Annotated in this window: 1 protein-coding gene; it reads right to left on the reverse strand. The window is 68.4% G+C overall.

Going from position 1 to position 430, the window contains the following annotated elements; translation table 11 throughout:
* Positions 1-135 precede the first annotated feature (135 nt).
* Positions 136-430, reverse strand: a 295-nt coding sequence (locus DJ017_RS19950) for an aminotransferase class III-fold pyridoxal phosphate-dependent enzyme (RefSeq protein WP_133255525.1), incomplete at its 5' end; no start/stop codon positions are given.

Below are 430 nucleotides of genomic sequence, written 5' to 3' on the forward strand. Positions count from 1 at the left end.
GGTGTCTTCGTCGTTGTCGCCATTGCCGGCTGTCCCATCGTCGGGCGCATGTCACGCCACGTCACAAATGTAGGAACGGCCAACCGCGCCCCGGCCTGAAGTTTTCTGGGGTCGGAGTCAGAAGAGCTTGAAAGCCTAGCTGCTGAGTAGGGTTCTAATAGCCCCCGTCAGGCGGTCCAACTCCTCGGCGGAGACCACGAACGGCGGGGTCAGGTAGACCACCCTTCCCATGGGCCGAACCCAGACGCCGAGCTCGGCGAAGCGGCGGGAAAGCTCGCCGGCGGGCACCGGCGCCTGCATTTCGACCACGCCGATGGCACCCAGCACCCGGACGTCCACCACGCCCGGCAAGCCGCGGCAGGGCTCGAGCCCGGCGCGCAGGCCCTCGGCGATGGCGGCCACGCGGCCGCGCCAACTTCCGTCCTCGAAG

Source organism: Phenylobacterium soli (genome assembly GCF_003254475.1).
In the GTDB taxonomy this organism is placed as follows: domain Bacteria; phylum Pseudomonadota; class Alphaproteobacteria; order Caulobacterales; family Caulobacteraceae; genus Phenylobacterium; species Phenylobacterium soli.